Genomic DNA, 26,939 nt, shown 5'->3' with positions numbered 1-26,939 from the left:
GGATCCCGGTATGCTAACAGCCACGCCGTTTGTTCTTATGTGATCCCCCTGGTAATTTGGATGAGCCGGGCTTCCCTGTGGAAGCCTGCCGGAAAGCTGCCCGATGGAATTCCTAGCCCGACTCCTGCACCTCCAGCCCCAGACCTTCTGGATGATCGCCAAGGTGATCATCGTCTTCGCGGGTCCCCTCACCCTGGCCGCCCTCCTCACCTGGGTGGAGCGCCGGGGCAGCGCCATGATCCAGGACCGCATCGGGCCCAACCGGGCCCTGCTCTTCGGGCGCTGGCGCCTGCTGGGCCTGCCCCAGCTGGCCGCGGACGGCATCAAGTTCTTCCTGAAGGAGGACCTGGTCACCGCCGACGCCAACAAGGCCCTGTTCTGGCTGGCCCCCTTCCTGGCCTTCGTGCCGGCCATGATGGGCTTCGCGGTCATCCCCTTCGGCCGGTCCCTGGTGCAGGGCGGCCAGACCTACCACATGAGCCTCCTGGAGCCCGGCAACGGCATGGGCATGCTCTACCCCCTGGCCATCGGGTCGGTGGCTGTGTACGGCATCCTCACCGCCGCCTGGAGCAGCAACAACAAGTGGTCGATCCTGGGCGGCATGCGGGCCTCGGCCCAGATGGTGAGCTACGAGCTGGCCATGAGCCTGGCGGTGGTGGCCATCTTCCTGCGCACGGGCGGCTATGACCCCCACGAGATCATCGCCCACCAGGCCGTGCTCTGGAACGTCATCCCCCAGTTCTTCGGCTTCCTGGTGTTCTTCGTGTGCATGTTCGCCGAGACCAACCGCCTCCCCTTCGACTTCGCCGAGGGCGAAAGCGAGATCGTGGCGGGCTTCCACACCGAGTACGGCTCCATGAAGTTCGCGCTGCTCCAGCTTTCGGAGTACGTGCACATCGTCACGGCCGCCGCCCTCATCGTGACGCTCTACTTCGGCGGCTGGCAGGTGCCCTTCGTGGCCGCGCCCTCCGTCACCCTCTCCATCGCCGCCTTCGTCCTCAAGCTGGTGTTCTTCTGCTGGGTCTTCATCTGGATCCGGTGGACCGTGCCCCGCTTCCGGTTCGACCAGCTGATGTTCATGGGCTGGAAGGTGATGCTCCCCTTGAGCCTGGGCAACCTCATGGTCCAGGCGTTCCTCATGTACCGGCGGGGTTGACCAATGGCAGTCGTCGTCAAGAAAGTCGAACTCACGTGGGTGGACCGCACCTACGTGATCCCCGTGCTCCAGGGCATGGCCATCACCATGAAGCACTTCCTCAAGCAGATCCTCACCCGGAGCCGCAAGCGGTTCACGGTGCAGTACCCCGAATGGAAGCGGGAGGTGGCCCCCGGGTACCGGGGCCTCCACGAGCTCAAGCGCTTCGAGGACGGGTCCATCAAGTGCGTGGCCTGCTTCATGTGCGCCGAGGCCTGCCCGGCGAGGTGCATCACCATCGAGGCCGACGCCTTCGGGGACCTGAACAAGACCCAGGGCTTCGAGGAGAAGCGCCCGGCGGTCTTCCGCATCGACATGCTCCGGTGCATCTACTGCGGCATGTGCGAGGAGGCCTGCCCCAAGGACGCCATCTGGCTGCGGGGCGACTACGAGCAGGCTTCCTACGACCGGCTCTCCATGCAGTTCGGCAAGTGGGACCTCATGAACACCTATGCGGACAAGGACGGCAAGGCCCGGATCACCCAGGATCCCACGCCCTCCATCCCCCGTAACCCGACCTCGCTGTAGGACCCGCCATGTTCCTGACATTCGCCCTCATCACCCTGCTCGGCGCGCTTTCCCTGGCCTTCCAGAAGAACCTCGTCGTGGCCGGGCTCTGCATGGTGCTCACCTTCTTCGGGGTGGCCGGGCTCTTCCTGCTGCTGGCCAACCCCGTGGCCGCGGCCCTGCAGGTCATCGTCTATTCCGGCGCCATCGTCGTGCTGGTGCTGTTCGTCATCATGCTGCTGAGCGCCCACGAGGAGGAGGAGGCCCTGAAGGCCCACGCCATCCAGCGGTGGGGTTCGGCCGCCGCCGCCCTGGCCCTGGCCGGGGGCGCCGTGAAGGTGGTGCTGTCCTCAAGCTTCCTGAGGACGCCGCCCTCCCCGGGCATCCCGCCCCCCATGGACCTGGGGGCCCTGGGCAACGCCCTGTTCAAGAACCACCTCGCCGCCTTCGAGATCGTGGGCCTGCTGCTCCTGGCGACCATGGTCGGGGCCGTGGTCCTGGTGAAGCGGGACCTGTGATGGAGCCGACCATGTCCAACCTCCTGCAAGGCAGCCTCCAGGGCTACGTCCTGGTGGCGCTGCTGCTCTTCGCCATCGGCTTCTTCATCGTCCTGAGCCGGCGCTCCGTGCTGGTGCAGTTCATGGGCGTCGAGCTCATGCTCAATGCCGCCAACGTGGCCCTGCTGGCCTTCGCCCGGGCCCGGGGGGGCGACGTCCAGGGCACGGTGTTCTACCTCTTCATCATCGCGGTGGCCGCGTGCGAGGCCGCCGTCGGCCTGGCGCTGGTGGTGGGCCTGTTCCGCCACCGCACCACCACCGACACCGACCGCGCCGACGCGCTCAAGCTGTGAGGGCATGATGCAGAGAATCGCCTGGCTCATCCCCGTCCTGCCCCTCCTGGGCTCCGCCTTCCACGGCCTCCTCGGGAAGAGGGCGGGCAAGGCCGCCGTCACCGCCGTGGCCCTGGGCACCGTGGGCGCCTCCTTCGTCCTGGCCCTGGCCCTCTTCTTCGCCGCCAAGGCCGCCCCCGGGCACCGCCTGGACCTGGCCTACTTCGACTGGATGGCCGTGGGCGACCTGAAGGTCCCCTTCGGGCTGGTCTTCGACCCGCTCAGCTCGGTCATGGCCCTGGTGGTGGCGGGCATCGGCCTGCTGATCCACCTCTACTCCGTGGGCTACATGTGGGAGGAGGAGGGCTACGCCCGGTACTTCTGCTACCTGAACCTCTTCGTCTTCTTCATGCTCACCCTGGTGCTGGGCTCCTCCCTGCCGCTGCTGTTCGTGGGCTGGGAAGGGGTGGGCCTCTGCAGCTACCTGCTCATCGGCTACTACATCGAGACGGACTACGCCCCGGCCGCGGGCCTAAAGGCCTTCCTGTTCAACCGCGTGGGCGACCTGGGCATGATCGTGGGCATGATGGCGCTCTTCGCCAGCTTCGGCACCCTCACCGTGGGCGAGATCCTGGGCAAGGCCGGGCACCTGGCCCCGGAGGCCGGCTTCGGCGTCCTCACCTTCGCCACCCTGATGATGTTCGTGGGCGCCACGGGCAAGAGCGCCCAGATCCCCCTCTACCTGTGGCTCCCGGACGCCATGGCGGGCCCCACCCCCGTCAGCGCCCTCATCCACGCCGCCACCATGGTCACCTCCGGCATCTACCTCATCTGCCGCATGGCGCCCCTCTACGAACTGGCCCCCACGACCCTGACCGTCGTGGCCTGGACGGGCGGGATCACGGCCCTCTTCGCCGCCACCATCGGCCTCTTCCAGCGCGACATCAAGAAGGTGCTGGCCTACTCCACGGTGAGCCAGCTGGGCTACATGTTCCTGGGCCTGGGCGCCGCGGGCTTCGCGGCCGGGTTCTTCCACGTCTTCACCCACGCCTGGTTCAAGGCCCTCCTCTTCCTGGGGGCCGGCAGCGTCATCCACGGCCTGCACCACCAGCAGGACCTGTTCCGCATGGGCGGGCTCAAGGAGAAGATGCCCGTCACCTTCTGGACCATGCTCATCGCCACGCTGTGCATCATGGGCTTCCCGGGCACCTCGGGCTTCTTCAGCAAGGACGAGATCCTCTACCTGGCCTACCTCAAGAGCCCCGCCCTCTACGTCATCGGCCTCCTGGGCGCGGTGTGCACCGCCTTCTACATGTGGCGCCTCATGGGCCTGGCCTTCTGGGGCAAGCCCCGGGACCCCCACGCCTACGAGCACGCCCACGAGAGCCCCTGGACCATGACCCTGCCCCTGGCGCTCCTGGCCGCGGGCGCGCTCCTGGCGGGCCTCCTGGGCCTTCCCCGCATCTGGGGCGGCAGCTTCGCCATCGAAGGCTGGCTGGAACCCGCCCTGGCCTTCGGCAAGGCCGAGGCGCCCGAGGCCGCGGAGCACGGCAGCCACGCGCTGGCCTGGGGCCTCATGGCCCTGAGCACCACCCTGGCCCTGGCCGGCGGCCTCGCGGGCTTCCTCATCTACCGCAAGGGCCCCGCGGGGGAGGAGGCCTTCGCCGGGCGCAACCCCCGGCTGTACCGGGTGCTCGCCAACAAGTACTTCGTGGACGAGGGCGTGGAGGCCGGCCTCCTGGCCCCCGTGCGCTGGATCGGGAACCTCGCCTGGAAGTTCTTCGACGTCATCCTCATCGACGGCATCGGGGTGAACCTGCCCGGGGCGCTGACCCGCATCGCGGGCGACTTCACCGCTCGGACCCAGACGGGCCGGGTGCGCAACTACGCGCTGGGCATGGCCTTCGGGACCGTGCTCCTGCTCTGGATCTTCTTGAGGTAGCCGCCCCGTGATCACGCCCTGGATGAATACCCACCTGTTGACCTTCCTCGTGTTCGCCCCCTTCCTGTGGGGGGCCCTCCTGCTGCTCTTCCCGGAGCGCCAGGCGCCCCTGGTCAAGCTCCTGGCGGTGCTGGGCGCCGCCGGCGTCCTGGCCGTGGGCGCCGCGCAGCTCCTGCGGGGCCAGCCCGACGCCCTGGGCACCATCGTCCTGGAGCGCTTCCACTGGTTCTCTGCCGTGGGCATCCCCGTGGAGTACCACCTCGCCGCGGACGGGCTCAACCTCTGGCTGGTGATCCTCACGGTCTTCCTGGTCCCCCTGACCATGCTGGGCACCTGGAACAGCCTCCCCAGCCGCCCCGGCACCGCCTTCGCGCTCCTGCTCATGCTGGAATCCGGCATGCTGGGGGCCCTGGTGGCCCAGGACCTGCTGCTGTTCTACCTCTTCTGGGAGGCGATGCTGCTGCCCATGTACTTCCTCATCGGCGTGTGGGGCGGGGCGGAGCGGCGCTACGCGGCCACGAAGTTCCTGCTCTTCACCCTTTCGGGCTCCCTGCTCTGGCTCGTGGCCCTGCTGTACACCGCCGGCAAGGCCGGCAGCTTCGCCCCGGGCGTCATGGCCCAGGCGGTGCAGGCCCTGCCCGGGAAGGTCCAGGGCACGCTCTTCATCGCCTTCGCCCTGGCCTTCGCCATCAAGGTCCCCCTTTTCCCCCTCCACACCTGGCTCCCCGACGCCCACACCGAGGCGCCCACGGCGGGCTCGGTGATCCTGGCCGGCGTGCTGCTGAAGCTGGGGTCCTACGGCTTCCTCCGGTTCGCCATCCCCATCTTCCCGGACGCGGCCCGCCACTTCTCCCTGCTGCTGGCGGTCCTGTCCGTGGCGGCCATCATCTACGGCGCCCTGGTGGCCATGATGCAGACCGACATCAAGAAGCTGGTGGCCTACTCCTCCGTGAGCCACATGGGCTTCGTGATGCTGGGCATCGCCTCCATGACCGTCATCGGCACCCAGGGGGCCATGCTCCAGATGCTCAACCACGGCATCTCCACCGGGGCCCTCTTCATCCTGGTGGGCATGCTCTACGACCGGGCCCACACCCGGCGCATCGCCGACTTCGGCGGCGTGGCCCTGAGGATGCCGGTCTTCACGGCCTTCTTCATGATCGTGACCCTCAGCAGCATCGGGCTGCCGCTCACCAACGGCTTCGCCGGCGAGTTCCTGATCCTCAACGGCACCTACCTCTCCGGCTTCCACTGGGGCAAGGCGGCGGCCTGCGCCGCGACCCTGGGCGTCCTGTTCAGCGCGGCCTACATGCTCTGGATGGTCAAGCGGGTCTTCTGGGGCCCGGCCAACCCCGATCCCGAAAGCGGCACCGCCCACCTGCACGCGGACCTGGACCTGCGCGAGATCGCGGTCCTGCTTCCCCTGGTGGTGCTGATCTTCTGGATGGGGATCCATCCCCAGACCTTCCTCACCCAGTCCGAAGGCCAGGTGTCCCGGGCCATCCTCCAGGCCCATGCGGGCGAGGTGAAGCGATGACGATCACCGCGGGAGAACTCTCCGCCATCCTGCCGCTGCTCATTCCGGCCCTGGGGGCCTGCCTGCTGCCCCTGGCCGCCCTGGACAAGGACCAGGCCACGGTCAAGTGGGTGCGGGGGGCCACGTTCTTCATGGCGCTGTTCTGCCTGGCGGGGGGCTTCTTCTACATCACCCGCCTGTGGGCCACGGGCGCGCAGCCCTCCTACGGCGCCATCCGCATGGACCGCCTGGCCCAGTTCGCCGGCATCTTCGTGCTGGTGGCCGCGGGACTGGCCGTGCTGCAGCTGTGGGACCACCTCCACCAGGAGGGCTGGGTGAAGGGCGAGACCCTGAGCCTGCTCCTCTTTTCCGCGGTGGGCATGATCCTCTTCGTGGCGGCCTCCAACCTCATCCTCCTGTTCCTGGGCCTGGAGCTGCTCTCCCTGCCGCTCTACGCCCTCACCGCCACGGTGCGCACCCGGGCCAAGGCCTTCGAAGGGGGCATGAAGTACTTCATCACCGGGGCCGTGGCCGCCTCCAGCTTCCTCATGGGCTCCGTGCTCCTGTACGGCGTCACGGGCACCCTGGAGATCGGCGCCCTGGGCCAGGCCCTGGCCGCCCGGAACCCCGATCCCATCGCCCTGGCCGGCGCCGCGCTGCTGCTCATGGGCTTCCTGTTCAAGATCAGCTCCGTGCCCTTCCACCAGTGGACCCCGGACGTGTACGAGGCCGCGCCCCATCCCATCTCGGGCTTCATGTCCGTGGCCACCAAGGGCGCCGCGGTCATGGCCCTCCTGCGGGTGCTGGGCGCCGGCGTGCCGGCCCCCGGATCCGCCCGCATCCAGGCCGCCCTGGCCCTGGTGGCGGTCCTCACCCTCGTGGTGGGCAACCTGGCCGCCCTGGCCCAGGACAACATCAAGCGGATGCTCGCCTATTCCAGCATCAGCCACGCCGGGTACATCCTCCTGGGCCTGGTGGCGGCCACCCCCGCCGCCTACGCGGGGGTCATCTTCTACCTGCTGTCCTACCTCGTGATGAACATGGGCGCCTTCGGCATCCTCACCTGCCTGGGCCTGGTGGGCGACAGGACCACCTTCGACGACGTGAAGGGCCAGGGCTGGAAACGGCCCGACCTGGCCATCGCCGCCTCCCTGTGCCTCTTCGGCCTGGCGGGGATCCCCCCCATGGCGGGATTCTATGGCAAGTACATGATCTTCAAGGAATTGATCCTCCAGGGCCACGTCTCCATGGCCGTGACCGGCATCCTGGCCAGCCTGGTTTCCGTGTACTACTACTTCCGCCTCCCCGTGGCCCTGTTCCTGGAAAAGCCCACCGCCAAGGCCGAGCGGGAGGCCTCGGAGCGCCCCGCCTTCCGGGCCTCCCTGGCCGGGGCCGCCCTGCTGGTCTGCGGCGTCCTGGTGGTGGTGATCGGGCTCTTCCCCGGCACCCTGTACCTCTCCATCGCCTCCCGGGTCGTGGCCGACGCCTTCCCCTTCCTGCGCTGATTTCCGGCACAATCCGGCCCCGCGGCTCAACCTTTTTGCCCTTCCCTGCCTCACATGGCAATGTAGAGGTATCCGAACCCTTGGCATCGAGGTAATCATGAGTCGAAAAGTCTGGATCATCAGCGCGGTGGCCGTGGTCCTGGTGGGCGCGGGCGGCGCCTACCTCCTCAGGGGTCCCAAGGAGGAGATCAAGTGGCGCACGGCCAAGGTGGACCGGGGCAGCATCACGGCCCGCATCAGCGCCACCGGCACCCTCAACGCCCTCATCCAGGTGCCCGTGGGCACCCAGGTCTCGGGCGTCGTCACGGGCATCTACGCGGACTTCAACAGCCTCGTGAAGAAGGGCCAGGTCATCGGGAAGATCGACGAGACGCCGTGGCTGACCCAGATCCAGGACGCCCGGGCCACGCTGGAGCGGGCCAAGGCCGCCCTCTTCAACGCCCAGATCGACTTCAAGCGCAACAAGGAGCTCCATGCCCAGAAGCTCCTCTCCGACTCCGACCTGGACGCCAAGGAGCTGATCCTCAAGACCGCCCAGGGCAACCTGGAATCCGCCAAGGCCGGCGTGGACCGGGCCAAGACCAACCTGGACTACTGCACCCTCCGGGCGCCCGTGGACGGGGTGGTGGTGAACCGCCTGGTGGACGTGGGCCAGACCGTGGCGGCCAGCTTCAGCACCCCCAACATGTTCACCATCGCCCAGGACCTGGCCAAGATGAAGGTCCAGGCCGCCATCGACGAGGCCGACATCGGCCAGGTGCAGGTGGGGCAGCGGGCCTTCTTCACCGTGGACAGCTACCCAGAGAAGCAGTTCCGGGGGGTGGTCAGCCAGGTGCAGCTCAATCCCGTGGTGAACCAGAACGTGGTCACCTACCTGGTGGTCATGGAGGTGAACAACGAACCCCGCGGCGCGGCGCCCGAGGGCATGAAGCGGGAGGGCGGCGACCGTCCTGGTGGACATCAGGGTCCCCGCAACGGCACCCAATCACCCGCCGGCTGGCACGGCGGTGAAGGCCGCCCCGGCGGCATGCGCCAGGAAGGCGGCCCGGCACGGCCCGGCGGGATGCGCCAGGAAAGCGGTCAGGCACGGTCCGGCGGCACGCCGGTCCTCCCCGGCAAGCCCCAGACCGCCGACCTGGAATCCAGCACGGCGCGGTACATCCAGCCCGGCAGCCCCGTCTACCGCGGCGACCTGGCCCTGTTCCCCGGCATGACCGCCAACTGCACCATCGTCACCAAGGAGCGGGAGCAGGTCCTGCGGGTGCCCAGCGCGGCCCTGCGGTTCAACCCCGCGGCCTTCCTCAAGGACTCCGACGCCAAGGGCCCGGCCGGCGCTCCGGCGGGTCCCGCGCAGCCGGGTGGCCAGCAGCGCCCCGGTGGGCAGGGCGGACGGCCGGGCGGTCCCGGCAAGGGCATGGTGGCCCGCCGGGAGGACCGGGTGTGGATCCTGGTGAACGGCAAGCCCAAGGCCCTGCCCGTGAAGGTGGGGGCCAGCGACGGCATGTTCACCGAGGTCAGCGGGGAGGGCGTCACCGAAGGGATCGTGGTGCTCACGGGGGTCGAGGACCTGAAGAAGGCCGCGCAATCCGCCGCTCCCATCGGCGCTCCCGGCGGAATGCGCCGCTGATGCGGGGCCTTCCCATCCTCCCGGAGATCCGGCCATGAACATCCTCGATTTCATCAAGCTGGCGCTGTTCGCCATCACGCGCAACAAGACCCGGGCCTTCCTCACCATGCTCGGCATCATCATCGGAGTGGGCGCGGTCATCGCCATGATCGGGATCGGCCAGGGCTCCAAGCAGGCCTCCATCGCCATCATCCAGAACATGGGCTCCAACATGCTGACCATCTTCAACGGCGGCGGCAGCTCCAACAGCGCCCGGGGCCCCATGGGCATGGGCTCGGTCCCCATCCTGCTGGAGGAGGACGCCCAGCTCATCGAGCGGGACCTGTCGGCCTCCACCGTCGTGGCGGCCACGCCCCAGGTGCGGGCCAACCGCGCCGTGATCTACCAGAACAACAACACCGTCTCCACCATCCAGGGCTCGGGCGTGCAGTTCATCCAGATCCGGGGCTGGGAGGTCCAGCAGGGGCGGTTCTTCACGGAACAGGAGACCAAGGGCCAGGCCAAGGTGTGCGTGCTGGGCACCACCGTGCGGGACACCCTCTTCCCCAACGGCGAGGATCCCCTGGGCAAGATCATCCGCATCTCCTCGCTGCCCTTCGAGGTGGTGGGCGTCCTGGAATCCAAGGGCGCCGGCATGATGGGCGACCAGGACGACATCCTGGTGGCCCCCTACACCACCGTCATGCACAAGATCGTGGGCACGGACCGCATCCAGAACATCCTCGTGAGCGCCCAGGAGGGCAAGGCCGACCTGGCCGAGATGGAGATCACCGCCCTCCTGCGCCAGCGGCTGCGCCTGACCCCCAAGGACGAGAACCCCTTCATGATCCGCAAGCAGGACGACTGGGTGAAGATGCAGGATCAGCAGGCCAGCGTCCTCACCACCTTCCTGGCCATGGCCGCCAGCATCTCCCTCATCGTGGGGGGCATCGGCATCTCGAACATCATGCTGGTGAGCGTCACCGAGCGCACCCGGGAGATCGGCGTGCGGCGCGCCCTGGGCGCGACCCGGCGAAGCGTCCTCCTCCAGTTCCTCACCGAGGCCGTGGTGCTCTCCATCCTGGGCGGGCTCCTGGGGGTGGCCATCGCCTACCTCATCATCTGGGTGCTCAAGTTCACCGCCGTCCTGCCCGCGGTGGCCGAACCCTGGGCCGTGGCCCTGGGCATGGGCTTCTCCGGGGTCGTGGGCATCGTCGCCGGCTTCCTGCCGGCCCTGAAGGCCGCCAACCTGGACGTCATCGACGCCCTCCGATATGAGTGATCCGGAAACCCACGACCCTTACAGCTCCCTGCGCTTTCCCGAGTACCGCTGGTTCCTCGGGGGGATCTTCGCGTTCACGGTGGCCACCCAGATCCAGACCCTGGCCATGGCCATGCAGGTGTACCACATCACCCACGACCCCCTTTCCCTGGGCCTCATCGGCCTGGCGGAGGCGATCCCGTTCCTGGGGCTGACCCTGGTGGGGGGCTGGGCCGCGGACCGCCGGGACCGGCGCGCCCTGTCCCTGGTCTCCATGGCCGTCATGCTCCTGGGGGGCGTGCTCCTCCTGGCCCTGAACGCGGGCCGGGTCCCGGCCGCCGCCTGGCCCTTCTACGCGATCCAGGCCCTGGCGGGCCTGGGGCGGGCCTTCTTCCGGCCCTCCTCCCAGGCCCTGGCCACGGAGCTGGTGCCCCGGGAGGCCTACCAGAACGCCGCCACGTGGCGCAGCTCCTCCTTCCAGCTGGCCCAGGTCACCGGGCCGGCCCTGGGCGGGCTCCTGTACGGGTTCGGCAGCGCGACCCTGGCCTACGCGGTGGAAGTGGCGCTGATGGTCTTCGCCGTCACGATGGTCCTGCGGGTGGCGCCCCGGCCCCGCACACCGGCCAAATCCTCCATCGTCCAGAACCTCCGGGAGGGGGTGATGTTCGTGTTCACGCACAACCTCGTGCTGGGGGCCCTCACCCTGGACCTCTTCGCGGTGCTGTTCGGGGGGGCCGTGGCCATGCTGCCGGTCTTCGCCACCGATATCCTGCGGGTGGGCCCCCAGGGCTTCGGCATCATGCGGGCCGCCCCCGCCGTGGGTTCCGTGGCCATGGGCTTCTGGCAGGCCCATCACCCGCCCCGGAACCGGGCCGGGCTGGTCCTGCTGCTCTGCGTGGCCTGCTTCGGCCTGTGCTGGGTGGGCTTCGCCCTGTCCAGCGTGTTCTGGATCTCCCTGGCGCTGCTCTTCGCCAGCGGCGCCATGGACAGCGTGAGCATGGTGCTGCGGGGCACCCTGGTGCAGACCCGCACCCCGCCGGAGATGATGGGCCGCGTCCAGGCCGTCAACGGCTTCTTCATCGGCTCCAGCAACGAACTGGGCAGCTTCGAATCCGGCCTCGCGGCCCGGCTCCTGGGCGTGGTGCCCTCCGTGGTCTTCGGGGGCCTCATGACCCTGGGCGTGGTGGGCGGCATCGCCTGGCGCGTGCCGGAGCTCCGCCGCCTCAAGCGCATCACCGACTGAAGGGATTGAACCCCCCGCCCCCGAAGGCCACCATGGGGGGTGTCCCTTCCCCCGACCCCCAGGCCCGACGGCGCCCCCCGGTTTCCCCGGGCCAGCCTGTGGGCCGCCGCCGCGGTCCTGGCCTGGGCCGCCCTGGCCGGGGCCGAGGCCTACCTGGAACGGCGCTGGGGGGTGGAACTGGGCACCTGCATGTTCAAGCGCCTCACCGGCCAGCCCTGTCCCACCTGCGGCGCCACCCGCGGCGCCCTGGCCCTCTTCTCTGGGCACCCCCTGCGGGCCCTCCTCTGGAACCCGCTGCTGGTGGGAGGCGGCGCCGTGGCCGCCGCCCTCCTCGCCCTCCGCGCCGCCACGGGCCGCGCGCCGCAGGTCTCCTGGACCCCCAACCGGAAAAGGGCGGCCCTTGGGGCCGCCCTCGCCGCCGTACTGGCGAACTGGTGCTACCTGATCTGGAGAGGCGTCTAGGCCAGCACCTTCAACGCCGCCGCGTAATCGGGTTCCTGCGCGATTTCGGGGACCAGTTCGGTGTGGATGACCTTGCCGGATTCGTCCACCACCACCACGGCCCGGGCCAGGAGCCCGCGCAGGGGGCCGTCCACCAGCGTGACGCCGTAGGCCTTGCCGAATTCCGGGGCCCGGAAGGCGGAGGCGGGCACCACCTTGTCCAGGCCCTCGGCGGCGCAGAAGCGGCCCGAGGCGAAGGGCAGGTCGACGGAAATGCACAGCACGACGGTATTGGCGGCCTTGGAGGCCTGGGCGTTGAAGGTGCGCACCGACGTGGCGCAGGTGGGCGTGTCGATGCTGGGGAAGATGTTCAGGACGACCCGCTGGCCCTTGAGGTCCGCCAGGGACACCTCGGAGAGGTCCTTGCGGGTGAGGGTGAAGGCCGGGGCGGGGTTCCCGGTCCTGGGCAGATCCCCCGAGGTGTGGATGGGGTTTCCTTTGAGCGTGACCTGGGCCATGGTGTCTCCTTGCGGGCTGAAAAGCCCATGGCCCATTATCACTCCTTTTTAATATCCCCAGCCGATCGGATATGTCTTCTGGACGACATTTCCGCCGGAGCGGATGGTGCCGGTGTCCATCCAGGGGGCCGCCGGGATGTCGGCGGGGTTGATCCCCCTCACGCTGAACAGGCGCAGGTTCCCGTCCAGGAACCGGATCCCCGTGGCCACCTTGGGCAGGGGGGCGGCGTACTCCCCCTCCACCACCACCACGGCCTGGCCCAATTCCGTCAGGGACCACCGGACGTATTCGGCCACGTCCGCCGCCACGGGCATGGGTCTGCGGAGGCCCGCCACGGAGGGAAGGGCCGGCCCCGGGGAGGGCGTGAGGGCAAGGGCGAGGACCAGGGGGAGCATGTATTCACAATGCGGCCGAAGGCCCCGGGGTTCCCGTAGACTGGGGGTGGAGGTCCCATGAAAATTCTTCGCATCAACCACCTGGGCATCGCGTCGCCCACCCTGGACGAGGCCATGGGCCGCATGGGCAGGCTCTTCGGCATGGAAGCCGACCACGTGGAGGAGGTCGCCGAGCAGCGCGTGCGCACCGCCTTCTTCCCCGTGGGCCCCAGCACCCTGGAATACCTGGAAGCCACCGACCCCGAGGGCCCCGTGGGCAAGTTCCTGGAGAAGAAGGGCCCCGGCATCCACCACGTGGCCTTCGAGGTGGACGACGTGGACGCCGCCGTGGAGGAGCTCCTCGCCAAGGGCGTGCGCATGATCGACACGTCCCCCCGCCCCGGCGCCCACGGCTGCCGGATCGCGTTCATCCACCCCGCCGAAACCGGCGGCGTCCTCATGGAACTCTGCCAATCCCCGCGGGCCTGAAGATCCGACCTTACGTGTCCCGGACGTGCGCCCCGGTTCGTCGTCGCAGGCAAGCTGCGCCGGCGAACCCGGCGGCGCGAAAATCCGGGACACGTACGAGGCCTTGGCCGGGCTCTCAGGCTGGCGGGGCTGAGCTGTTCAGGAGGCGGTAGAACCACCAGATCAGCTGGCCGGCCACGAGGATGGCGATGAACCACTTCACCATGGTGAGGGGGGTGATTTCCGACGAGCCGGGGCGGCGGTCCCGGGGCTGGCCGTGGCCGGGGGGGCGGGTGCTGGTGGGGCTTTCGGGCTCCAGTTCGATCTTGACGGCGCTGGGCAGGGTGTAGGAGGGGACGGGGCGCACCGGGGTGTTGCGCACGCCCAGGCCCGCGGTGGTGCGGCCCGTGGAGGTGGCGGCGGTGGGGGGCTCGGGGGGGATGTTGGCCGAGGGCCGCAGGCGGCGCAGGGGCACGATGTCCCCGGCGTGGTCGTCGTGGCGGAACAGCTCGTTGACCCGGGTGCGGGAGTTGGGGTCCAGGGGGTAGGCATCCACGAGGGGCAGCAGGAAATCCATGAGGGACCCGGGGCGCTCCTCGGGGTCCTGGGCCAGGGCCTGGCGGAAGACCTTGGTCATGTCGCCGGACATGCCCGCGGGGAAGACCGGCGGCTCCGTGAGGATGTGGGTGATGACCGCGGCCACGTTGGTGCCCGGGTGGGGCAGCTGGCCCGTGAGGAGCTCGAAGGAGGTGACCGCGAAGGCGTAGCGGTCCGAACTGGGCGTGGGGTCGCCGCCCCGCAGCAGCTCCGGGGCGCTGTAGGCCGGCGAGCCCAGGAATTCCCCGGCGTTGGTGAGGCGGGGGGCCATGGTCTTGGCGATGCCGAAGTCCATGAGCTTGACCCGGCCGTCCTCGGCCACGAGGATGTTGTCGGGCTTCACGTCCCGGTGGACGATGGCGTGGCGGTGCGCAGCGCGCAGGGCCCGCATGGCCTGGATGAGGATCCCGAACTTGGTCTCCAGCTCCAGGGAATTGTCCCGGATGAACTTGCCCAGGCTGTTGCCCTCGACGTACTCCATGGCGATGAAGGGGCCCAGGGCGGGCTCGTCGCCCACGTCGTACACGGTGACGATGTTGGGATGGTTCAGCTGGGCGGAGATCTCCGCCTCGCGCTTGAAGCGCTCCAGGGCCTGCTCCCGCTCCTCGCCGGAGGCGCGCACCACCTTCAGGGCCAGGCGGCGCTTCAGGAGGGGATCCTCCGCCAGGTAGACGACGCCCATGGCGCCCTGCCCAATGGGCCGTTTGACCAGATACCGGCCTATGTTTTTCGGAAGATCCGCCATTACGTTGTTCCTGGCCCCCATGATACCGGAATTGGGGATTTTGCCTGGATCATGGCACTATTTCACCTTGAGCGGCTTCCGGGAGGGAGTTTTCCACGGGACCGCCATCGTCAAAATCTCCATCCCGAGGACGCCATGGCAAGCCTGATCGAAGCGATCGCCGTAAAACGAAAGATGTTCTTCGAATTCGAGGACACCCCCTTCCACTGCCTGGACGTGGAGATCTCCACCCCCACCGCCCGCGGGGGCCAGACCCTGGTGCGCCTCAAGATGCGCAACCTCCTCACCCGCGCGGTCTTCGACAAGACCTTCAAGGCCGGCGACAAGTTCAAGGAGCCGGACCTCCAGATGGTGCAGGCCTCGTACCTCTACTCCGACGGCGACGGCTCCCACTTCATGGACCAGGAGACCTTCGAGACCCTGACCCTGGACGACGAGATGCGGGGCGACGCCCTGGACTTCCTGGTGGAGGGCGCCATCATCCAGATCCAGAAGTACAACGGCAACCCCATCGGCCTCCAGATGCCCACCCACGTGGAGCTGGCCGTCACCTACACCGAGCCCGGCGCGAGGGGCGACACGGCCAGCGGCAACGTCCTCAAGCCCGCCAAGCTGGAGACGGGCATCGAGATCAAGGTGCCCCTCTTCATCAAGGAGGGCGAGAAGGTCAAGGTGGCCGTGGAGACCCGGGAGTTCGCGGGGCGGGCCTGATGGGACGGAAATACCGCCTGGGCCAGAGCCGGGACGCCCACGACCTGGACAGCCCCGACGCCTACGCGCGGGAGGGCAAGGCCCAGAGCAAGCGCCGCCAGCAGTCCGCGGAGCGCCTGACCACCGAGGCGGAAGCCCACGATGCCGGGTCCATGCTCCTGCTGCCCGACGCGGGCCCCTGGGCCCACCTGGAGGAGGCCACCCTGGTGTGGCGCCACAGCCAGATCGTGGACCTGGAGCTGGATGACCGCACCCCCATCCGCGCGACGCTGGCCGGCAAGCTCAAGGGCGTCCGGCTCGTGGTGGGGGACCGGGTGCGGTTCTCCCGGGTGCCGGTGGAGGGCCAGGACGCGGACCTCCCCCAGGCGCAGGTGGTGGCCGTTCTGCCCCGGCGCACCCTCCTGAAGCGGGGCGGCATCGACGACCGGGAACCCTGGCAGCTCATCTGCGCCAACGCGGAGGAGCTCTGGGTGTGCGCGGCGGTGGTGGACCCGCCCCTGCGCCCCGGCCTCCTGGAGCGGGCCCAGACCCTGGCCCTGGCGGCGGGGCTGGCCTTCCGCATCGTCGTCACCAAGCGGGACCGGGCCTCGGCCAAGGACACCCTCCCGGAACTGGATCCCCTGCGGGCCCAGCGCCTGCCCATCGTCGAGACCAGCGCCGTCACGGGACTGGGCCTCCCGGAGCTGGCCGGGCTCCTCCAGGGCCGCACCGTGGCCCTGGTGGGCCACAGCGGCGTCGGCAAGAGCACCCTCATCAACGCCCTGGCCCCCGGCCTCAACCAGCGCACCGGGGACATGAGCCGCTACGGCACCGGGCGCCAGACCACCACCGGCGCGCGGTGGCTGCCCTGCGCCGGGGGCGGCACCCTCATCGACACCCCGGGCATCCGGAACCTGAGCGTGCGCGGCTTTCCCCGCACCCTCCTCCCGGCCATCTTCCCGGAGTTCCCGCCGGAATGGATCGAGGATCCCATGGCCCTGGACCCCGAGGACGAGGATCTGGACCTGCCCTACCCGGAGCGGCTCCAGAGCCTCCAGCGCCTCTGGCTGGAGATGGAGGAGCGCAACCCGAACCAGAACGTCTTCAGGTGAGGTCCCAGGCCGCCGGGGTCTCCAGCAGGGGCCGCTGGGGCTGGAACTTCAGGATCTGGAAATTGGCGGAGAGGTCGAAGTCCCGGGGCATGATGTAGCTGGGGTGGCGCGCCTGGGGCCCCCCGCCCTCGCCCAGGGGCGGCTGGATGGTGATGCCGGCGCGGTAGAAGGCCTTGGCGATGAGCGCCGAGCAGATCACCTCGCGGCTGGTGGAGCTGCCCAGGTAGAGGCTGCGCGGCCGGAAGCGGCGCGGCACCAGGTGGAAGGGGAAGAGGTACCGCGCCAGGTCGAAGATGTTGCGCTGGTCGTAGCGCACGCCCAGGTGCGAAAGCATCTCCATCATCACCCGGTCCATGGCCCCCGCGCGCAGCCCCAGGGGCCGGCACACGCGGAGGTTGCAGTCCAGGTAGAGGTCCAGGGGCACCACCCGCACCCCCTCCTTGAGGTCGCTCTCCATGAGGAGGTGGGCGGCCTCGGCGCCGTACCGGTCCAGGGCGCGGTCCGCCTCGGGCCCGCCCCACCTCAGGAGCGCGTCCCCGATGTACATCGTGGCGTGGCTCCAGGAACTCTGGGTGAGGTACATGATGATCTGCGAGATGCGGCTGTCGCCCTCCACCAGGATCACGTCCCCGGGCCGGAGGGCCGCGCGCAGCTGGGCCGGGTCGTTGGGAACCCGGCGCTGGTAGCTGGACACGGTGCCCGTGAGGTACCCCACCAGGGCGCGGGACAGGGAGTCCTGGAGGAGCATCAGAGCTCCACGAGTTCCACGGAGTCCAGGGGCTCGCCCAGGAAGCGCTCCCCCACCTCCTGGAGGCGGGTGCCGGCGTCCGTGAGGAGGATCTTCAGGTCGCCGCGGGCGCTGGCGGTGCGGAAGCCCAGGGAGCCCCGCAGCAGGTCCTCCACGGCCTTCGCCGCCAGCTCGCCGCTGTCCAGCCAGGTGGTGTCGGGCCGGGTTCGGTTCAGGGAATTCAGGAGCGTGGGGTAGTGGGTGCAGCCCAGGACGATGGTGCGCACTTCGAAGGGGATCTGGTTCAGGTAGCGCCGGCACACCGCGTCGGTGATGGGGTCGTCCAGCCAGCCCTCCTCCGCGAAGCCCACCAGGAGGGGGCAGGGCAGGCTGTGGATCAGGGCCTGGGGGTTCCGGCGGCGGATGGCGTCCTCGTAGGCGCCGGACTGCACCGTGGCCAGGGTCCCGATGACCCCCACGGGTCCCTTCACCCGGCTCGCGGCTTCGGCCCCCGGTTCGATCACGCCGATGACGGGGCAGGGCGCGGCGGCCTGCAGCGCCCCCAGGCCGTGGGCCGAGGCGGTGTTGCAGGCGATGACCATGAGCTTGGGCCGGTACCGGCCCAGGATGGTCCCGGCCTGCAGGGCGTAGCGCTGGATGGTGGCGTGGGACTTGTTCCCGTAGGGCACCCGGGCGGTGTCGCCCAGGTACACGATGGACTCCTCGGGCAGGAGCTTGCGCAGCGCCCGCACCACCGTCAGCCCGCCGATGCCGGAGTCGAAGACCCCGATGGGCTGATCCTGGCGGCTCATGCCGTCCGCTCCGCCAGGATGGCCACCCAGGCGCCCTCCGTGGCCACCTTCAGGGGCCGGAAGCCGTAGGCCGCGAGGCTGATCAGGGCCTCGTCCTGGCGCTCGGCCAGGATGCCCGAGGCCACCAGCAGGGCCCCGGGCGCGGCGATGGAGGCCATGCGGGGCAGCAGGTCCTGGATGGTCTCCAGGAGGATGTTGGCGAGGAGGGTCATCCAGGGGCCGTCGGCCCTGGGATCGTCCAGGAGGCCCACGTAGTGGGTGAAGGGGCGCGCGCCGTCCAGGACGGCCGCGTTCAGCGCCATGAATTCGTCCATGGCCGGGCCGCAGTCCGGGTCGTTGTCCAGGGCGGCGATGCGCCGGGCCCCGCAAAGCCAGGCCGTCAGGGCCAGGATGCCCGTGCCCGCGCCGATGTCCAGCACCGGATCCCGGAGCCGGCCGGAAGCCGCCAGCTCCTCCAGGAGGCCCATGCACAGCCGCGTGGTCTCGTGGCCCCCGGTGCCGAAGGCCAGGCCCGGGTTCACCACGATGGGGGTGCGGCCTTCGGGCGCGGGGCTCGCGTCCCACAGGGGGCGAATGTGGAAGCCGCGGCCCACCTCGATGGGGCCGAAGCCCTCCCGGCTCTTGGCGAGCCAGTCCTCGTCCTCGAAGCGCTCCTCCCGCAGGAGCCGCGCGCCGAAGGCCGCCAGGCCCGCCGCGTCGGGGGGCGTCAGGCCCGGGGGGAAGTAGGCGTAGAAGGTGTGGGGCGGGTCCGCTTCCCGGTAGGTGGCGGTGGCGCCCCCTGCGGTGAGCCAGTCGCCCAGGCGGTCCTCCGCGGCCCCCGGTACTTCGAGCAGCCAACGGGTGTGGGGAGATGCATGGTCCATACCCTCAGGTTATCAGGCCTCGGCGCCATCCGGCGCGACGTCCTCCAGGTCCAGCCGCTTCATCTTTTCAAGGAAGGTGGTCCGCTTGAGGCCCAGCAGCTCCGCCGCGCGCTTCTTGTTGCCCCGGGTCACCTGGAGGCTCTGGAGCATGAGCTTCTTCTCCACGTCCGTAACCACCTGGTTGAGGTCGACCCCCTCGGCGGGCAGGTCCAGGGCCTGGGCGGCCGGCACCAGGCCCGAGGGGGCGAAGGTCTCCATGGGGGGCAGGGCCTGGACGATCTCCCGGCCCTCGGGGATGCGGTCCGCCAGGAAGGTGAAATCCTCCCGCATGAGCACCGGCCGCCCCGCGGAAAGCACGATGGCGCGCTCCACGGCGTTCTCCAGCTGGCGCACGTTGCCGCTCCAGGGCAGGGCCATGAGCAGCGGGTCCACCGACGGATGGATGGCCTTGGGGTAGAGGCCGTGCTCGCGGGCCTTGCGGTTGAGGAAATGCTGGGCCAGGAAGGGGATCTCCTCCCGCCGGGCCCGGAGGGGGGGCAGGGTGATGGGCACGACCTCCAGGCGGTAGAAGAGGTCCTCCCGGAAGGCGCCTTCCTGCACCCGCTTCCACAGATCGGCGTTGGTGGCCGCCACCACGCGCACATCCACCTTCACGGGCCCGCCTCCGCCCAGGGGCTGCACCTCCCGCTCCTGCAGGACCCGCAGCAGGCGCACCTGGGCGCCCAGGGGCATGGTGCTCACCTCGTCCAGGAAGATGGTGCCGCCCGAAGCCTCCCGGAACTTCCCCGGGGCATCCTTGCGGGCGTCGGTGAAGGCCCCCTTGGTGAAGCCGAAGAGCTCGCTTTCGATGAGGTTGTCCGGGATGGCGCCGCAGTGCACCGGCACGAAGGGCAGATCGGCCTGGCCGCTCATGGAATGGATGGCCCGGGCGATGATCTCCTTGCCGGTGCCGCTCTCCCCCTGGAGGAGCACCGTGGCCCGGGTGGCCGCGGCCGCCTTGGCCTTGGCCAGCACCTCCTGCATGGCCGGGCCGATGCCCACCAGCCCCAGCGCCAGGGCCTGGGTCACCGTGAGGTTCAGCGGGGGCTGGGTGGCCGGGCGCAATCCCGGCGCCGGCGGCAGATCCTGCATGGGCCCCCAGCGCACGGAGCCCAGGGCGCTCCACTGGAACAGGGCCTGGGGGTCCACGGCGCCGCCGGTGGGGGGCAGCACCAGGAGGATGGGCAGGGCCCCGGCTTCGGACCCCGCCCTCACCAGGGCGGGGGGCGGCTCGGGGGCCGCGGCCGTGATGACCCAGAGATCGGTCTCCCGGGGCGGCAGGGCGGGGAGGGCGGCCCGGTCCAGGGTGATCTCCCAGGCGCCGGCCCAGCGGTGTTCCAGCCCAAGGGTGGGCTCGCCGAGGGTGGACCAATGGAGGCGGGGGCGTTCGGACATCTGGGCTTTCGCAGTTGTAAATAGCCTAGATCGTGTGGGGAATGGGTCAAGTCAAAAACATGACACCCTTAAATATTGATCATTCAGAAAACATTCGGGGCCGGATGCTGCATTCTAGGGGGTGCGCCACCGGAGGCCCCCATGCACCTGACCCCCACCTTCGCCCTCGCCGTCCTGGCCCTCCCCCTTTCCGCCCAGGCCTGGGATTTCCGTCTGGAAGTGCCCTTCCCCCAGGGCCAGAACCTCCCCCAGACCCTCATCCAGGGCACCGGCACCCTGATCCGCCAGAAGAGCCTGGACACCGGTAGCGGCTTCACCGTCACCGCCAGCCACCGCATCATCCGCCTGGGCCCCGTCCTCAAGCTGGAGTGGGGCGCCGAATTCTCCCAGTGGAAGGCCGACGGCCAGGTCCAGCAGGGCACCGCCACCGCCGGCAGCAGCCTGAAGCAGTCGGGCCTGGGCCTGGGCCTCAACGCCCAGTTCTGGGTCCCCTTCACCGGCGTGGCCGGGGAACTGGGCGTCATGGAACGCTTCCAGAACTACAAACTGGCCCTGAGCGGCGCCGAGCAGACCAAGAACCTCGCCCGCCCCTGGCTGCGGGTGGGCATCCGTTACAGCCTTCCCCTGCCGGTGATCAATCCCTACGTCACCGCCAGCTACCAGCAGCCCATCACCAAGGACAAGCCGGTCAATATCAACTCCGCCAGCGACATCGCCGGATACCTGGGCGCCCAGGGCTCCGGGCAGGAATTCCAGCGGATGTGGACGTTCGGGGTGGGGGTGGCCTTCTAGACAGGTTACGTATCCGTAGCCGGACGAGCCGACCCTGTCCTTGCCGGCCAGGCGGAAGCTGGGACCGGCCTGCCCATGGCGATTCGGCATAACCAAGGAAAAGATCAAACGCTGGGGCGCTGAGGGCTCGCTGGGGCGCTGGGAAAAGAAGGTGATCAGCCTTGGCGCGAACCAACCTTCTCGTCCATCCACGCGAAGCGCATCCCCAAGGTGGGTCGGGGCCAATGGGTGACAACACAGGCCCCTGAATGGGATGAGAGCTTTCCGTTGCCGCGTGCCCCGCACGCGGCAACGGACCGGGGCGAAGGTCCGGGACCCGTAGGTTTACCCTGCCGGGAGGCCTAGTATTTCGACCGCCGGACGGGGAGGAGCCAGCGGTAGCCTTCGCGCTCGAGGGTCTGGATGAAGGGGCGGGCTTCGGAATCGCCGAGTTTGCGGCGGAGGGTGCCGATGTGGACGTTCACGGTGCGGGGGAGGGGGCGGGCGTCGACGTTCCAGGCCATCTGGATCAGCTCCCGGCGGCTGTGGGCGCGGCCGGGGTGGGCCACCAGGGCCTCCAGGATCCGGAACTCCCGCAGGGTGAGCTGCAGGTCCACCCGGCCGCGGTGCACGGTGAGCTGCACCAGGTTGATGCGGAAGGGGCCGCTGCAGAGGATCCGGCCGGGGAGTTCCCGCGCGGGCTGGCTTCGGCGCAGGATCGCCTGGATCCGGGCGATGAGCTCCAGGATGGAGAAGGGCTTGCCCAGGTAGTCGTCCGCCCCCAGGGTGAGGCCCTGGAGGCGGTCCTCATCCGAGGTGCGGGCGGTGAGGATGAGGACCGGCAGGCTCTCCTGGCGGAGGCGCAGGGTCTGGAGCACCTCGAAACCGTCCATGTCGGGAAGCATGAGGTCCAGCACCACCAGGTCCGGCGGGGACTCCCGCTGGAGGGCCAGGGCCGAGCGGCCGTCCCCCGCCAGGCTCACCCTGAACTCCTTGGCCTCCAGGTTCATGCGGATGAGTTCGGCGATCCTGGATTCATCCTCCACCACCAGCACATGGGGGAGGGGTGAGGGGGAAGGCGGGCTCGGCATCGAGTCCATCATAGGACCTTCTAGAGGCCCTTGAAGCGGTACTGCACCGAGAAGGCCAGCCAGCTCGGCTTGATGGGATTGAGTCCCTTCACGCCCCGCTCCCCGGTCATGGGCTCGTGGTCGCCCTTGGCGTAGTCGTCGTACCACTCCGAGTGGTTGAAGTCCACCGAGGCGCCCCAGGCCTGATTGAACCGGTACTCCAGGCCGATGCGCAGGCCGAACTTGGCGCCCCGTTCGCCGTAGGGGCCCGGGGTGATGGTGTAGCGGCCGTCGTAGGTGAGGACGGAGCCGCCATTGAGGCGCTTGCCGGTGAAATAGTTCAGGTTCAGGCCCGCATACGGCGTGAGCCCCGCCAGGGGGGTGGCGAAGCGCACATCCGCCCCCACCCGCCAGGCCTCGAGGGTCTGCCGGAGCCCCCCCAGGGGGGAGGCGGCGTCCCCGGTCACTTTCATGAATCCGCCGAACACGCCCAGGCCGATGACCTCGGAACCGGGGATATCCAGCGTGTGGCCCACTTCGAAACCGTGCCCGAAGGACTTCCCGCCGGCGTAGGCCCGCAGGTCCCCCTGGGTGGAGAGGGCGCTCAGCCGGATGTAGTCCGGCTGCTCAGCCCCCAGCGGGAGGGTGCCAACCGCCAGGCCCGCGAGAGCCAACGCAATTCCATATCTCATTGTCATATCCTCCGTGGATTTCCGTGGATCGCGTCAGAAGCGCACGCCGAAGTCGAACGCGTAGGTGCGTTTCTGCCCATAGCCGACCGTGGCGCCCCAGTTGGCCATCCCGTTCCGGGAGGCGACGATGGTGTTGAAGCCGTCGGGCCAGTTGCGGGTGCTCCCATCCAGCCCGGTTCCGCAGCCGAGGGGGATCTGGCTGTTGAAGACGTTGCCCACGGTCAGGCTGGTGAAGAAGACCTTGCCGGACACCGGGAATTCCAGGTTCCACTGCAGGTCGGAGTAGAAGGTGCTTCCGTTGTCGAAGCGGCCCCGCCCGTTCAGGTAGGCCGTGAAGGTGGTGGGCAGCCCCGTGGCCCCGGAGGTGAAGAGCGGGTTCCCGGCCAGGTCCCGGGTGGGGTAGTAGTAGTCCTGGGTCCGGCTCCGGGGGTAGCCCGTGGCGAACTCGCCCTTGAGGGTGGTGGTGCTGCGGATCCCGCCCTTGGCGCCCAGGGTCCAGGTGAGCCAGGCCCGCACCGTGTGGTGGGCGGTGCCGTCCATTTCGCCGTAGGGGTTGTAAACGTCCGACGAAATGCCCAGGGCCTGGAACTTGTCGTCCCACCGCGCCGCCGTGTCGGAGGAATTGCCTTCGCGCCAGGTCTCCGTGGAATAGGCGCGGGCCATGGTCCAGTTGCCCTGGAAGTCCAGCTTCTGGGTGCCCAGGTTGAACACGGGGCAGCTCCACTCCATTTCCAGGCCCCGGTATTCGCGCCGGCCCATGGGGTCGAAGGTGAGGTAGTGGGCGAAGCCGTTGTTGGAGGTGAGGCTGGGCGCCGCGGCATCCTGCATGACCACCTTGAGGTCCGAGGGGCGGTCGTACCAGAGGTCCGTGTACTTCCGGTAGACGAGGCTGGCCCGGAAGAAGCCGCCGTTGACGAAGGCCTGGCGATAGGCCAGCTCCACCTGCCGGGCCCGCTCCGGGCGCAGGTCGGGGTTCACGGTGTAGAGGGCGTCGCTGTTCTGGTAGTGATAGTAGGTGCCGTAGTTGGCGGGATTGGTCAGCTCCGCGTAGGAGACGGCGTAGGGCGTGGTCGTGCCCGCGCTCCAGAAGGCCCGGCGCCGGATGTCGCCGGCCTTGCGGCTGAAGCTGCCGAGGTTGCCCTGCCCGATGGTGCCGCGCATGTCCGCGAAGGAGAGGCTGAGGAGGTGGATGCCGTCGCCCTTGAGGTCGTACTTCGCTTCCGCGCGGGGGCTGAAGGCATGGGTGTTGATGCGCATGCCGGTGCGGTCCGAGATCCGCCAGTTGTCGTAGCGGAGGCCCATCATCAGGCTCCACTTCCCGCTCAGGGCGACCTGGTCGTTGGCGTAGAGGGAATGGGTGTAGTCCCGGTTCCGGGTATCACCCCCGCCCTCGTCGGCCCAGGTGCGCATTTCGGGAATGAAGCCCGATCCGTTGCGCAGGGTCTGGCCCAGGGAGGTGGCGGCCGCCGCCGGGGAACCCTCGTACTTGTACACCAGGTACTGGCCATCGGCCAGGCGCCCCGGAGCATAGAAGATGCGGCGCCCCGGTCCGGACTGTTCGGGCTGGTAGGCCCTTTCCCGCAGAAGCTCCAGGCCCACGTCGAGGTTATGCCGCTCGTTGAACCAGCTCAGGTTGCCGGAGATGGTCTCCACGTCGCGCACCTCGGCCTGGGATCCGTAGCTGTTGCCGTTGCTCAGGAGGAGGCTGGAGTCGGAGGTGTTGAAGATGCTCGTGGCCTCCTCGCCCCAGGCCCGCACGTTGATGGGGTCCAGGGGGCCGCTGGGGAAGTGGATGCGGGATTGGCGCCGGCCCCACTTGACGTCCAGCACCGTGGAGGAGTTGAGCATGCCCCGGTAGTTGAGGCTCCGGAAATCCCGGATGGAGCTCTGCAGGTTGTTGACGAAGGTGTCCATGTTGCCCTGGGGCGTGAAGGAATCCAGTTCGTCGCGGCTGAAGCTGGCCTCCAGCTGGTGTTCCGGCGTGATCTGGTAGTAGAGCTTGTACTGGTTCATGGAGAACTTGGTGTCCCCGCCCACCACGGGGGAGACCGTGGGGTTCTTGGGATCGCCGCCCCAGGTGTAGCCCGCCGAATCCTTGCCGGCCCATTGGCCGGTGGGGATGTACGTGCGCCAGTTGTCGTGGGCCCCGCCCAGCACGGTGTCCAGGGCCCGGGAGTCGTAGGTGGAGGACCGGATCCGGGTGCCGTAGCTGAAGGTGAGCCGGTCCTTGATGATGGGGCCCAGGATCGTGATCTCGATGGTCTTGGCCAGGTCGTCCGCGACGCCGTAGGCGGGGGACGTGTAGGTGGCCTTCTTGCTCCCGGCGGTGGGCTCCCCGAACCGGTCCGGGGTGGCCCCCGCCAGGGCGGACCAGGTGGGCCTGCTGAGCTTGACCCGGATGGATCCCTGGAAGGTGTTGCTGCCGTTCTTGGTCTGGACGTTGACGATGCCGCCCGAGGAATTGCCGTACTTGGCGTTGAGGGGGCTCTGGACCACCGTCACGTCCTCGGTGAGGTCCTCCAGCACGAACTCGGTCTGGCGGGATTCCCGGGTGACGTTGTCCCTCACGGAGATGCCGTTGACCGTCGTCTGGGACTGGCCGGCGATGCCGCCGCGGACCACCGCGAAGCCGATGTCGGTGCCGCTCACGCCCGGGGCGAGGCTCAGGGCCCCCAGGGCGTTGCGCTGGGTCACCGGCAGGGCCCGGAGCGTGTCGGCGGAGAGGTTCGTGGCGGTCTTGGTCTCCGTCTTGTCCACGGCCGCGGCCGCCATCACCACCTCCACCACGGCCTCGGCCACGCGGATGGCCCTGATCGTGAGGTTCTGGCGCATGGTCTGCCCGGAGCCCATGGTGAACTCGGCCTTTGAGCCCACGAAGCCCTCCTTGTGGACCTTCAGGGTGTACTGCCCGGGCGGGATCAGGGGCAGGCGGTACTCCCCCTTGGCCGAGGTCTTGATCTCCCGGGTCCCCAGCATGCGGGGGCCCGTGAGCACCAGGGTGGCCTGGGCCACGGGGTGGTCCTGGGCGTCCTTGACCACGCCGAGGATGGTGCCCACGCTCTCCTGGGCGCAAAGGGCCGTGCCGGCCACCAGGATGCTCAGGAGGGCGGTCCCTCTTCTTCCATTCATGTTCATACCTCCGGTTTCCATTCGGGTTTCAGGTGGATCCTGCTCAGAACCTCAGGCCGGCGTTGAATTCCAGCGAGGTCTTGGTGCGGTTTCGGCTCTCGGTGGCCGCGGGCCTTCCCGTGTAGCTGGAGGGGAGGTAGTTCACCTCCGCGAAGGTCGCCAGGGAGAGGTTGCATTCCACGAAGAGGTTGGACGCCAGGTCCCCCCGCACCCCCGTGAAGCATCCGGGGCGCAGGCTGGACGTGGAGACGCTCTGGAGCATGCCCTCCGTGGCCAGGACGGTGGGCGTGGCCGCCTCCCGGTTCCGCACCACCTTCAGGCTGCCGATGACCTCCTGGGTGGACTTGAGGGCGTTGAGGGCCACGCCGGCCTGCAGGGACCAGATGCTCCGCCCCAGGGGATGGCGGTAGCCCACCTGCAACCCCATGCCCTCCAGCATGGATTTGCGGATATCCACCGAATCGTAGCGGCCGTCGGCCCGGGGAAGCCCCGCGGCCGTGTCGAAGGCCCACTTGGTGATCTGGCCGGCCGTGCCGTCCGGGGCGAACCCAGTGCCGAAGCGGGTGGCCTCGAACTGGACGCTCCGGTAGTAGCGGTAGGTCAGTTCCGCGAAGACGGTGCCCCGGCCCGCCAGGCGCCGTTCCCCCTGGAAGGCGCAGAGCACGGACCCGCGGTTCCGCTGCTCCCCGGGGGTGCCCACGGTGGGGGCCACCCCGAATTTGGCCCCGAAGCCCCACGGCGATTGGGCGGAAAGGGAACAAGCAAGCATGGCGGCCAGGGCGAGGCTTCGTGATGGATTATGCATGGGGTGGAACCTCCGAAGGGTTGAGCGCATTGAAAGGCGAGGTGTGTGAAAAGGACGTCCCGAAGGAGCCGGGGACCCGGAACGGG

26 protein-coding genes are annotated in these 26,939 nt (G+C 69.1%); 15 read left to right on the top strand and 11 right to left on the bottom strand.

What is annotated here, in order from left to right; translation table 11 throughout:
- Positions 1-103 precede the first annotated feature (103 nt).
- The 11 genes from R2J76_RS20195 to R2J76_RS20145 all read left to right on the top strand — a co-directional run bounded on the left by R2J76_RS20195 (position 104) and on the right by R2J76_RS20145 (position 12,066).
- Complete coding sequence (locus tag R2J76_RS20195) at positions 104-1,156, top strand: complex I subunit 1/NuoH family protein (RefSeq protein ID WP_316413470.1); 1,053 nt, start codon at positions 104-106, stop codon at positions 1,154-1,156.
- A gap of 3 nt (positions 1,157-1,159) precedes the next feature.
- Positions 1,160-1,723, top strand: a complete 564-nt coding sequence (locus tag R2J76_RS20190; RefSeq protein WP_316413469.1) for a NuoI/complex I 23 kDa subunit family protein — start codon at positions 1,160-1,162, stop codon at positions 1,721-1,723.
- Between the two features lie 8 nt (positions 1,724-1,731).
- A complete protein-coding gene (locus R2J76_RS20185) occupies positions 1,732-2,220 on the top strand; it encodes an NADH-quinone oxidoreductase subunit J family protein (RefSeq protein ID WP_316413468.1) in 489 nt (162 codons plus the stop codon).
- An 11-nt stretch (positions 2,221-2,231) separates the two neighbouring features.
- A complete protein-coding gene (gene nuoK / locus R2J76_RS20180; protein ID WP_316413467.1) occupies positions 2,232-2,552 on the top strand; it encodes an NADH-quinone oxidoreductase subunit NuoK in 321 nt (106 codons plus the stop codon).
- 7 nt (positions 2,553-2,559) lie between these two features.
- Positions 2,560-4,473, top strand: coding sequence for an NADH-quinone oxidoreductase subunit L (gene nuoL, locus R2J76_RS20175; RefSeq protein ID WP_316413466.1), 1,914 nt, complete (start codon positions 2,560-2,562; stop codon positions 4,471-4,473).
- A 7-nt stretch (positions 4,474-4,480) separates the two neighbouring features.
- Positions 4,481-6,010 carry a complex I subunit 4 family protein gene (locus R2J76_RS20170; RefSeq protein ID WP_316413465.1) on the top strand — a complete coding sequence of 510 codons (1,530 nt, stop codon included), beginning with the start codon at positions 4,481-4,483 and terminating at the stop codon, positions 6,008-6,010.
- Entirely contained in the window at positions 6,007-7,494 is a 1,488-nt protein-coding gene (locus R2J76_RS20165) for an NADH-quinone oxidoreductase subunit N (RefSeq protein WP_316413464.1), read from the top strand. The genes R2J76_RS20170 and R2J76_RS20165 overlap by 4 nt, the downstream gene beginning before the upstream one ends.
- Positions 7,495-7,591: 97 nt before the next feature.
- On the top strand, positions 7,592-9,121 hold the full coding sequence (locus R2J76_RS20160; protein WP_316413463.1) for an efflux RND transporter periplasmic adaptor subunit: 1,530 nt from the start codon (positions 7,592-7,594) through the stop codon (positions 9,119-9,121).
- A 34-nt stretch (positions 9,122-9,155) separates the two neighbouring features.
- Positions 9,156-10,382: an ABC transporter permease gene (locus R2J76_RS20155; RefSeq protein ID WP_316413462.1), complete on the top strand. Its 1,227-nt coding sequence runs from the start codon at positions 9,156-9,158 to the stop codon at positions 10,380-10,382.
- Positions 10,375-11,604: an MFS transporter gene (locus R2J76_RS20150; RefSeq protein WP_316413461.1), complete on the top strand. Its 1,230-nt coding sequence runs from the start codon at positions 10,375-10,377 to the stop codon at positions 11,602-11,604. The genes R2J76_RS20155 and R2J76_RS20150 overlap by 8 nt, the downstream gene beginning before the upstream one ends.
- A gap of 39 nt (positions 11,605-11,643) precedes the next feature.
- Positions 11,644-12,066: a DUF2752 domain-containing protein gene (locus R2J76_RS20145; protein ID WP_316413460.1), complete on the top strand. Its 423-nt coding sequence runs from the start codon at positions 11,644-11,646 to the stop codon at positions 12,064-12,066.
- Here R2J76_RS20145 and tpx read toward each other — a convergent pair.
- Positions 12,063-12,563 (bottom strand): thiol peroxidase, encoded by a 501-nt coding sequence (gene tpx, locus R2J76_RS20140; RefSeq protein WP_316413459.1) that lies wholly within the window; start codon positions 12,561-12,563, stop codon positions 12,063-12,065. The genes R2J76_RS20145 and tpx overlap by 4 nt on opposite strands.
- 48 nt (positions 12,564-12,611) lie before the next feature.
- A complete protein-coding gene (locus R2J76_RS20135) occupies positions 12,612-12,959 on the bottom strand; it encodes a hypothetical protein (protein ID WP_316413458.1) in 348 nt (115 codons plus the stop codon).
- A gap of 57 nt (positions 12,960-13,016) precedes the next feature.
- On the opposite strand from R2J76_RS20135, the gene mce reads away from it, so the two are divergent.
- Positions 13,017-13,427 carry a methylmalonyl-CoA epimerase gene (gene mce / locus R2J76_RS20130; protein WP_316413457.1) on the top strand — a complete coding sequence of 137 codons (411 nt, stop codon included), beginning with the start codon at positions 13,017-13,019 and terminating at the stop codon, positions 13,425-13,427.
- A gap of 115 nt (positions 13,428-13,542) precedes the next feature.
- On the opposite strand, the gene R2J76_RS20125 is transcribed toward mce, so the two are convergent.
- On the bottom strand, positions 13,543-14,748 hold the full coding sequence (locus R2J76_RS20125; protein WP_316413456.1) for a serine/threonine-protein kinase: 1,206 nt from the start codon (positions 14,746-14,748) through the stop codon (positions 13,543-13,545).
- A gap of 135 nt (positions 14,749-14,883) precedes the next feature.
- Between R2J76_RS20125 and efp the strand changes: the two genes are divergently transcribed.
- Positions 14,884-15,459: an elongation factor P gene (gene efp / locus R2J76_RS20120; RefSeq protein WP_316413455.1), complete on the top strand. Its 576-nt coding sequence runs from the start codon at positions 14,884-14,886 to the stop codon at positions 15,457-15,459.
- On the top strand, positions 15,459-16,550 hold the full coding sequence (gene rsgA, locus R2J76_RS20115; RefSeq protein WP_316413454.1) for a ribosome small subunit-dependent GTPase A: 1,092 nt from the start codon (positions 15,459-15,461) through the stop codon (positions 16,548-16,550). The genes efp and rsgA overlap by 1 nt, the downstream gene beginning before the upstream one ends.
- Here rsgA and R2J76_RS20110 read toward each other — a convergent pair.
- From R2J76_RS20110 to R2J76_RS20095, 4 genes are read right to left on the bottom strand one after another with little or no spacing between them, the layout of a single operon-like run.
- On the bottom strand, positions 16,543-17,298 hold the full coding sequence (locus tag R2J76_RS20110) for a YiiX/YebB-like N1pC/P60 family cysteine hydrolase (protein ID WP_316413453.1): 756 nt from the start codon (positions 17,296-17,298) through the stop codon (positions 16,543-16,545). The genes rsgA and R2J76_RS20110 overlap by 8 nt on opposite strands.
- Positions 17,298-18,089, bottom strand: a complete 792-nt coding sequence (gene murI, locus R2J76_RS20105; RefSeq protein ID WP_316413452.1) for a glutamate racemase — start codon at positions 18,087-18,089, stop codon at positions 17,298-17,300. The genes R2J76_RS20110 and murI overlap by 1 nt, the downstream gene beginning before the upstream one ends.
- Positions 18,086-18,952 (bottom strand): 50S ribosomal protein L11 methyltransferase, encoded by an 867-nt coding sequence (locus tag R2J76_RS20100; protein WP_316413451.1) that lies wholly within the window; start codon positions 18,950-18,952, stop codon positions 18,086-18,088. Before R2J76_RS20100 ends, murI begins: the two co-directional genes overlap by 4 nt.
- 12 nt (positions 18,953-18,964) lie before the next feature.
- Entirely contained in the window at positions 18,965-20,386 is a 1,422-nt protein-coding gene (locus R2J76_RS20095; protein ID WP_316413450.1) for a sigma-54 interaction domain-containing protein, read from the bottom strand.
- Between the two features lie 141 nt (positions 20,387-20,527).
- Between R2J76_RS20095 and R2J76_RS20090 the strand changes: the two genes are divergently transcribed.
- A complete protein-coding gene (locus tag R2J76_RS20090) occupies positions 20,528-21,178 on the top strand; it encodes a hypothetical protein (RefSeq protein WP_316413449.1) in 651 nt (216 codons plus the stop codon).
- A gap of 341 nt (positions 21,179-21,519) precedes the next feature.
- On the opposite strand, the gene R2J76_RS20085 is transcribed toward R2J76_RS20090, so the two are convergent.
- The 4 genes from R2J76_RS20085 to R2J76_RS20070 are packed head-to-tail and all read right to left on the bottom strand — an operon-like array spanning position 21,520 to position 26,853.
- Entirely contained in the window at positions 21,520-22,257 is a 738-nt protein-coding gene (locus R2J76_RS20085; protein WP_316413448.1) for a response regulator transcription factor, read from the bottom strand.
- A gap of 11 nt (positions 22,258-22,268) precedes the next feature.
- Positions 22,269-22,919: an outer membrane beta-barrel protein gene (locus R2J76_RS20080; RefSeq protein ID WP_316413447.1), complete on the bottom strand. Its 651-nt coding sequence runs from the start codon at positions 22,917-22,919 to the stop codon at positions 22,269-22,271.
- 33 nt (positions 22,920-22,952) lie between these two features.
- Complete coding sequence (locus R2J76_RS20075; protein WP_316413446.1) at positions 22,953-26,048, bottom strand: TonB-dependent receptor; 3,096 nt, start codon at positions 26,046-26,048, stop codon at positions 22,953-22,955.
- Between the two features lie 43 nt (positions 26,049-26,091).
- A complete protein-coding gene (locus tag R2J76_RS20070) occupies positions 26,092-26,853 on the bottom strand; it encodes a hypothetical protein (protein ID WP_316413445.1) in 762 nt (253 codons plus the stop codon).
- Between the last annotated feature and the right edge of the window lie 86 nt (positions 26,854-26,939).

Source organism: Mesoterricola silvestris (genome assembly GCF_030295405.1).
GTDB lineage: Bacteria > Acidobacteriota > Holophagae > Holophagales > Holophagaceae > Mesoterricola > Mesoterricola silvestris.
The sequence above is the reverse complement of the archived record's forward strand: the minus strand, read 5'-3'. Positions and strand labels throughout refer to the sequence as shown.